General features: G+C 73.0%; 7 protein-coding genes. 4 read left to right on the top strand and 3 right to left on the bottom strand.

The annotated features are described in order from the left end of the window. Positions 1–146: 146 nt before the first annotated feature. Both PV341_RS42485 and PV341_RS42480 read right to left on the bottom strand, forming a co-directional pair. A complete protein-coding gene (locus PV341_RS42485) occupies positions 147–1,460 on the bottom strand; it encodes a sensor histidine kinase (RefSeq protein WP_499516914.1) in 1,314 nt (437 codons plus the stop codon). 152 nt (positions 1,461–1,612) lie between these two features. Next, positions 1,613–2,344 (bottom strand): TetR/AcrR family transcriptional regulator, encoded by a 732-nt coding sequence (locus PV341_RS42480; protein ID WP_500329532.1) that lies wholly within the window; start codon positions 2,342–2,344, stop codon positions 1,613–1,615. A 159-nt stretch (positions 2,345–2,503) separates the two neighbouring features. Here PV341_RS42480 and PV341_RS42475 point away from each other — a divergent pair, with 159 nt between their 5' ends. Further along, positions 2,504–4,003: an MFS transporter gene (locus PV341_RS42475; protein WP_500329533.1), complete on the top strand. Its 1,500-nt coding sequence runs from the start codon at positions 2,504–2,506 to the stop codon at positions 4,001–4,003. A gap of 57 nt (positions 4,004–4,060) precedes the next feature. Here the strand turns inward: PV341_RS42475 and PV341_RS42470 are convergent, their stop codons facing one another. Continuing rightward, the gene (locus tag PV341_RS42470; RefSeq protein WP_499513358.1) at positions 4,061–5,224 is read right to left on the bottom strand and encodes a sensor histidine kinase; all 1,164 of its coding nucleotides are present in this window, start codon (positions 5,222–5,224) and stop codon (positions 4,061–4,063) included. Positions 5,225–5,426: 202 nt separating this feature from the next. Here PV341_RS42470 and PV341_RS42465 point away from each other — a divergent pair, with 202 nt between their 5' ends. The 3 genes from PV341_RS42465 to PV341_RS42455 all read left to right on the top strand — a co-directional run. After that, positions 5,427–5,795, top strand: a complete 369-nt coding sequence (locus tag PV341_RS42465) for an NADH-quinone oxidoreductase subunit A (RefSeq protein WP_326572910.1) — start codon at positions 5,427–5,429, stop codon at positions 5,793–5,795. Further along, a complete protein-coding gene (locus PV341_RS42460) occupies positions 5,786–6,403 on the top strand; it encodes an NADH-quinone oxidoreductase subunit B (protein WP_499513360.1) in 618 nt (205 codons plus the stop codon). Before PV341_RS42465 ends, PV341_RS42460 begins: the two co-directional genes overlap by 10 nt. Further along, positions 6,400–7,034 (top strand): NADH-quinone oxidoreductase subunit C (locus PV341_RS42455; RefSeq protein WP_500360657.1); only part of this gene is annotated, 635 nt, incomplete at its 3' end. The genes PV341_RS42460 and PV341_RS42455, both read left to right, overlap by 4 nt.

The following is a 7,034-nucleotide window of genomic DNA, read 5'->3' as shown; positions in this document are numbered from 1 at the left end:
GAGTGCGGGGGAGGGACGGACGGGGGCGCGGTCAGCGTCCTCTCGGTTCTTCCGGTCTTCCCGGTCCTACTGGTTCTTGCGGTTCTTGCGGTTCTCCCGGCGCTTCCGGCTCCTGCGGCCGAGCTGCCCGGCTGTCCCCCGCGGGGTCAGGTCCGCCAGGGCAGCTCGGCCGCGACGGTGGTCGGGCCGCCGGCGGGGGAGTCCACCGCGAGGACGCCGTCCACCGCCCCCAGCCGCTCGGCGAGCCCGGCCAGGCCGGAGCCGCGCGCCGTGGAGGCGCCGCCGCGCCCGTTGTCGACGACGTGGATCATCAGCCGGTCCCCGGAGCGCCACAGGTCGACCGTGGCGCGCGAGGCGCCGCTGTGCTTGCTGATGTTCTGCAGCAGTTCGGAGACGGTGAAGTACGCGATGCCCTCGATCGCCGGCACCGGCCGCCCCGGCAGGTCCACGCTCACCTGCACCGGCACGGTGCAGCGCGCCGCGAGGGAGGACAGGGCGGCGTCCAGGCCGCGGTCGGTGAGGACGGCCGGGTGGATGCCGCGGGCCAGGTCGCGCAGCTCCTGGAGGGCCAGCTTCACCTCGCCGTGCGCCTCCTCGACCATGGTGGCGGCCGCCTTCGGATCCTCCTGCAGCTTCTCCTTGGCCAGGCCCAGGTCCATGGCGAGCGCGACGAGCCGGGCCTGGGCCCCGTCGTGCAGGTCGCGCTCGATGCGGCGCAGGTCGGCGGCGGCGGTGTCCACCACCGTGCCGCGGTCCGACTCCAGTTCCGTGACGCGGCTGGCCAGCCGCGAGGGCCCCAGCAGCCCGGCGACCAGGCCCCGGTCGACGTACGCCATGCCCCGGATCAGCCAGGGGGTGGCCAGGACCAGCAGCAGCCCCAGCACGGAGGTCATGGCCACCTCGAACGGCGAGTCCAGCCACCAGCCGTTGCCGTTGCCGTCCCCGTACAGCTGGAGCCCGGGCTGGTCGGTGTAGGCCGGGAACACCCACTGCCACAGCGGGTACGTGAGGAGCCCCCAGCCGTAGGTGAAGAAGGAGATGGCCACGGAGAAGGTGAACACGCCCCACGGGAAGTGCACGAAGAAGTACAGGATGTGCCGCCAGGAGGCGCCGCTGGTCAGCTGGCCGCCGAGCCACGACATGAAGCCCTGGCCCGGCCGCCGGCGCAGCGGTTCCGGCGCGGCCACGTCGATGCGCAGGCACTGGCGGGCCCGCTCGCGCTCCACGACGCCGAGCCCCCGGCACCCGGCCAGCATCACGGCGAGGACGGGCAGTCCGAGGAAGGTGACCAGCAGGCCCGCCCCCAGCGACAGCATCGTCACCGTGAAGACGAAGCCGATGATGCCCATCGGCAGGTTCAGCAGGAGATACAGGAACTCGCGCCAGGTGCGGGCCTCGATCGGCGCGCGCAGCGCCGCGGGCAGCCGGTGCTCGCGCGGCTCCGGGAAACCGTATGCCATGGTCACGTCCGTCCTCTTCGTCGTACCTCTGCGTCCGCTGGTGATGCCTCCAGCCTCGTCCTGCGGGGCCCTCGCGCCCATGGTGCGGATCGGCGTCTTGGACCTGGGGAAAACCCCACCCCCGCGGTGCGGCGGCCGGGACCCGGGCGGTGTCAGCGGGGGAGCCGCAGCGCCAGCCCGTCGAGGACGACGTCCAGGCCGTAGGCGAACTTGGCCTCGCGCAGCGCGACCGGGTCCTCGAGGGCGGCCGTGGGGTCGGCGTAGGAGCCGGACAGGTGGTCGTGGGGGGCCGCGGCGGCCTGGGCGGCGGGCATGAGACGGGCGATGAAGCCGGCCTCGGTCTCGCCGGAGCGGGCGACCGTGGTGAGCCAGGCGGCTTCCGTGGTGCTCATGCCGATCACGTAGCTCAGGAGGGTGTCGATCGCCCGGCTCGGCTCGGGGAAGCCGGCGGCGGCGAACAGGGCGGCCAGCCGCTCGGAGTACGACATGAGGTTGGGGCCGAGGTAGGCGAGGCCCGCCTGGCCCAGGACCGAGGACAGCCACGGGTGGCGCAGCGCCGTCGCGCGGAAGGACCCGGCGGCCTCGGTGACCGCGGCGCGCCAGTCCGCCCCGCCGGCGGCGGGGACGGCGATCTCGGCGGCGACCTCGTCGACGGCCAGCTCCATCAGCTCGTCCTTGGTCGCGACGTGCCGGTAGAGGGAGGTCGCGCCGGCGTTCAGTCGGGCCCCCAGCTTGCGCATGCTGAGGGCCTCGACGCCCTCGGCGTCCAGCATGGCGATCGCCTCGCGGACGATCGCGCCGCGGCTGAGCGCGGGCTGGTCGGCCTCGCGCTGCTGCCGGGCCCACACGGACGGGATCGGGCTCGGCTTCGTCCTGGCGGCCATGGCGCTCCTTGGGGTACCGGGGTGCGGGCGGATTGCTGCGTACGGCGTTCGCATTCAGCGTACAGGAGCGAGTGTTGCGCACACCGTTCCGCTGTGCGTACAGTGTTCGCACCGAAGGAACGGTGTACGCATCGGAGCCGATGCCCGAAAGGACGCCCCATGGAGACCCGCAACCCCCGCCGCTGGTGGATCCTGATCGTGCTGTGCCTCAGCTCGCTGGTGCTGGTGGTCGACAGCATGGCGCTGACCGTGGCGGTGCCCGCGATGACCGGGGACATCGGCGCGAGCGCCCAGGACACGCAGTGGATCCTCGACTCCTACATCCTGGTCTTCGCCGGTCTCCTGCTGGCTTCGGGAAGCCTCGGGGACCGGTTCGGGCGCCGGAAGGTGATGCTCGTCGGGCTGCTGCTCTTCGGGGCGGCCTCCCTGGCGGCCACCTTCTGCACCAGCCCCGGAGAGGTCATCGCCGTACGGGTCGCGATGGGCGTCGGCGGCGCGCTGATCATGCCCTCGACGCTGTCGATCCTCATCACCGTCTTCGACGAGGAGGAGCGCGGCAGGGCCATGGCGGCGTGGAGCTCGGTGTCGATGCTCGGCCTGGTCGGCAGCCCGGTGCTCGGCGGCGTGCTGATCGACCACTTCTCCTGGCACGCGATCTTCCTGATCAACGTCCCGGTGGTCGCGCTCGCCGTCGCCGCCGGCGTCACCCTCATGCCGGAGTCCAAGGGCCCGTGGAGCAAGCCCGACCCGCTCGGCGCGGTGCTGTCCGCGGCCGGCATGACCGCCCTGGTCTGGTGGATCATCGAGCTCCCGCAGCACGGCGCCTTCGGCGGCCGCTCCGGGATCACCCTGGCCGTCGCCGTCCTCGCCCTCGGCGCCTTCGTGGTCTGGGAGAACGTCACCTCCGCGCCGATGGTCCCCCTGGTCCTGTTCCGGCACCGCAACTTCAGCGGCGGCTCGCTCTCGCTGACCCTGGTCCAGATCGGCAACGGCGGCCTGCTGCTGGTGCTCACCCAGTACCTGCAGTTCGTGCTGGGCTACTCGCCGGTCAAGGCGGGTGTCGCCTTCGTGCCGCTGGCCGTCGCCGCGCTGGCCGGCAACGTCCTGGGCACCACGTTCGCCGCGCGGATCGGCAACCGCCTGCTGATCCTTGGCGGCATGCTCGTCATGGCCTCCTCCTTTGCGCTGCTGACCACCGTCTCGGCCGGCACCGGCTTCGCCGTCCCGGCGGCCGCCCTCGGCCTGCTCGGCCTCGGCGCGGGCCTGGCGATGCCGGCCGCCGTCGGCGCCCTCATGGCCACCATCCCCCCGGAGAAGGCGGGGGTCGGCTCCGCCCTGAACGACACCATCCAGCAGGCCGGTACCGCGCTCGGCATCGCGATCCTCGGCTCGCTGCTGGCGAGCGGCTTCGCCCGCCAGATGCCCGCCGGCACCCCCGAGGAGGCGAGGCACTCCATCGCCGGCGCGCTGGCCGTCGCCCAGGGCGACAGCGGGATGGTCCGCGCGGCCCGGGAGGCGTTCACCGCCTCGATGTCGGCCACCTTCACCATCAGCGCGATCGGCGTCCTCGCCGCCGCCCTGCTGGCTGCCCTGGTCATGCGCGACAGCAGGCCCGAGCCCTCCACCACCCCGGCGCAGGAGGCGGAACTCGCCGCCTGACGCAAGCACGGCAGGCCGGTGCCCTCGCTGGAGGGCACCGGCCTTCCCGCACGCGGCTCAGCCCCGGTCGCGCCAGGGCAGCTCGGCCGTCACCGTCGTCGGGCCGCCGGCCGGGGAGTCGATCACCAGCAGGCCGTCCACCGCGTCCAGCCGTTCGGCCAGACCGCCCAGCCCGCCGCCGTCCGACGCGCTCGCCCCGCCCCGCCCGTCGTCGCGGACCTGGATCATCAGCCGGCCGTCCGAGCGCCACAGCTCGACGACGGCCCGGCGCGCCCCGCTGTGCTTGCTGATGTTCTGCAGCAGCTCGGAGACGGTGAAGTACGCGATGCCCTCGATCGCCGGCGCCGGCCGGCCCGCCAGGTCCACCTGGACCTGCACCGGCACCGTGCACCGGGCGGCCACCGAGGACAGGGCGGCGTCCAGGCCGCGGTCGGTGAGGACGGCCGGGTGGATGCCGCGGGCCAGGTCGCGCAGCTCCTGGAGGGCCAGCTTCACCTCGCCGTGGGCGTCGCCGACCATCCTCGCCGCCGCCTCCGGGTCCTCCTGCAGCTTCTCCTTGGCCAGGCCCAGGTCCATGGCGAGCGCCACGAGCCGGGCCTGGGCCCCGTCGTGCAGGTCGCGCTCGATGCGGCGCAGGTCGGCGGCGGCGGTGTCCACCACCGTGCCGCGGTCCGACTCCAGCTCGGCGATCCGCCGCTCCAGCTCGTCGGAGGGCGACAGCAGGCCGCGGACCATCGCGCGGTCCGCGTTGGCCAGCCCCCGGGCGATGAACGGCAGCACGGGCCACGCCACGAAGAGCGAGGTCAAGGCGACGGTGAAGGTCGCGATCCCCCACGGCAGCCGGATGAAGAAGTACAGCGCGTGCCGCCACCCCACGGGGTCCTTCAGCGAGGTCCACAGCCAGGGGAAGAACCCCATCCGCCCGGGACGCAGCGACCGGGGCTCGTCCACGGCCACCCCGAGCATGCCGCGCGCCCGTATCCGCTCCAGCCGCCCCAGCAGCCGGCACCCGGCCAGTCCCAGCGCCAGCAGCGGCAGGCCGACCACGGTCACCGACAGCCCGATGCCGAGGTAGAGCACGACGGCGACGTAGACGAAGCCCACGAGGTCCACGGGCAGGTTCGCCAGGAGATACGCGATCTCCTTCCACGTCACGGCGTCGAAGGCGAAGCGCGCCGGCGGCAGCGGGGCGGCTTCCCCGCGCTGGGAGTTGATGGTCATGACGCCAAGCCTGCCGGGGACCGGGCGGGCACCGCCATGGGGTGCGCCTGCCAGGAAAAGGTGGGGTTATCCGTACCACCGGTCAGGACGGGTGGTTCCGCTCCGGGAGGCAGGGCCTAGACTCCGTTCGTACAGATCGTCTAAAGATCCACCGGGATCGCTGGACAACGCGCTTACGACGAGAAACGAGGGGCGGACGGACGTGGACTACTTCCACGGCTACTCGGTCGTCGGACTGGTCGCGGTGCTCGGGGTGCTCTTCGTGACCGTGGCCTTCGGGGCCGGTCGCCTGCTGCGGCCCGTCGTGCCGACGCAGGAGAAGATGCTCACGTACGAGTGCGGCGTCGACCCCGTCGGCGAGGGCTGGGCGCACACCCAGATCCGCTACTACGTCTACTCCTTCCTGTACGTCGTCTTCGCGGTCGACGCGATCTTCCTCTTCCCCTGGGCGACGGTGTTCGCCGCCGAGGGGTACGGCGGCACCACGCTGGTCGAGATGTTCGTCTTCCTCGGCTTCCTCGCCGTCGGTCTGCTCTACGCCTGGAAGAAGGGCGTCCTGGAATGGACGTGACCGATGTGACCGATGTGAGCACTCCCGAGTACCTGCCGGAGCCGCGCCGCCTCGGTACGCTCGCGCGGCTGGCACCCGAGCCGATGAAGGTGGTCCTGAACTGGGGCCGCCGCTACAGCCTGTGGGTCTTCAACTTCGGGCTCGCCTGCTGCGCCATCGAGTTCATCGCCGCGTCCATGGCCCGGCACGACTTCATCCGGCTCGGCGTGATCCCCTTCGCGCCCGGCCCGCGCCAGGCCGACCTCATGATCGTCTCGGGCACCGTCACCGACAAGATGGCCCCGGCCGTGAAGCGCCTGTACGAGCAGATGCCCGAGCCGAAGTACGTCATCTCCTTCGGCGCCTGCTCCAACTGCGGCGGCCCCTACTGGGACTCGTACTCCGTGACCAAGGGCGTCGACCAGATCATCCCCGTCGACGTCTACGTGCCCGGCTGCCCGCCGCGGCCCGAGGCGCTGCTCCAGGGCATCCTCAAGCTCCAGGAGAAGATCGCCCGCGAGTCGCTCGGCGAGCGCTACGGCGACGGGGGCACCCCGCCCGCGTCCACCGCAGCGCTGCGCAGCGGCCTGGTCCAGGCCCCGCCGCCGCCCGGGGAGGCCGCGAAGTGACCACGCCCTTCGACCGGCTCCCCGAGCCGGACGCCGTCGCCGAGGTCTTCGGCGCCGAGGCCACGGCGGAGGAGGCGTACGGCCTGCTGACCGTCGACGTCCCCGCCGCCTCCTGGACCGACGCCCTGCGGGCCGCCCGGGACACCCTCGGCTGCACCTTCTTCGACTGGCTCAGCGCCGTCGACGAAGGCGGCACCGGGTTCCGGGTCTGCGCCCACGTGGTGGCCCCCGCGGTCGGCTCCGTTCGGCGCCTGATGATCCGTACGACCGTCCCGCACGAGGCCCCGGCCCTGCCGACCGCCGTCGGCGTCTACGCGGGCGCCGCCTGGCACGAGCGCGAGACGCACGAGATGTTCGGTGTCGACTTCACCGGCCACCCGCACCTGGTGCCGCTGCTGCTGCCCGAGGGTTTCGAGGGGCATCCGCTGCGCAAGGACTTCGTGCTGGCGGCGCGTGTGGCGAAGGCGTGGCCGGGCGCCAAGGAGCCGGGGGAGCCTGCGGCGGGAGCAGCGCACGGCGGCCCCAAGCGCCGCCAGATGCTGCCGCCGGGCGTGCCCGACCCCAACGAGTGGGGACCGCTGAAGGGGCAGTTGCCGCCCGCCCCGGCGAGGCCCGCCCGGACCCCGCGCAC

It is taken from the genome of Streptomyces sp. PA03-1a, from assembly GCF_033792805.1.
Taxonomy (GTDB): Bacteria; Actinomycetota; Actinomycetes; order Streptomycetales; family Streptomycetaceae; genus Actinacidiphila.
This window is presented reverse-complemented; position numbering and strand designations above follow the sequence as displayed.

What these genes read in the sequence shown, in the direction of transcription:
- PV341_RS42475 (WP_500329533.1), top strand. Translation starts at nt 2,504, where the DNA reads ATGGAGACCCGCAACCCCCGCCGCTGGTGGATCCTGATCGTGCTGTGC.
- PV341_RS42470 (WP_499513358.1), bottom strand. Translation starts at nt 5,224, where the DNA reads ATGACCATCAACTCCCAGCGCGGGGAAGCCGCCCCGCTGCCGCCGGCG.
- PV341_RS42480 (WP_500329532.1), bottom strand. Translation starts at nt 2,344, where the DNA reads ATGGCCGCCAGGACGAAGCCGAGCCCGATCCCGTCCGTGTGGGCCCGG.
- PV341_RS42485 (WP_499516914.1), bottom strand. Translation starts at nt 1,460, where the DNA reads ATGGCATACGGTTTCCCGGAGCCGCGCGAGCACCGGCTGCCCGCGGCG.
- PV341_RS42460 (WP_499513360.1), top strand. Translation starts at nt 5,786, where the DNA reads ATGGACGTGACCGATGTGACCGATGTGAGCACTCCCGAGTACCTGCCG.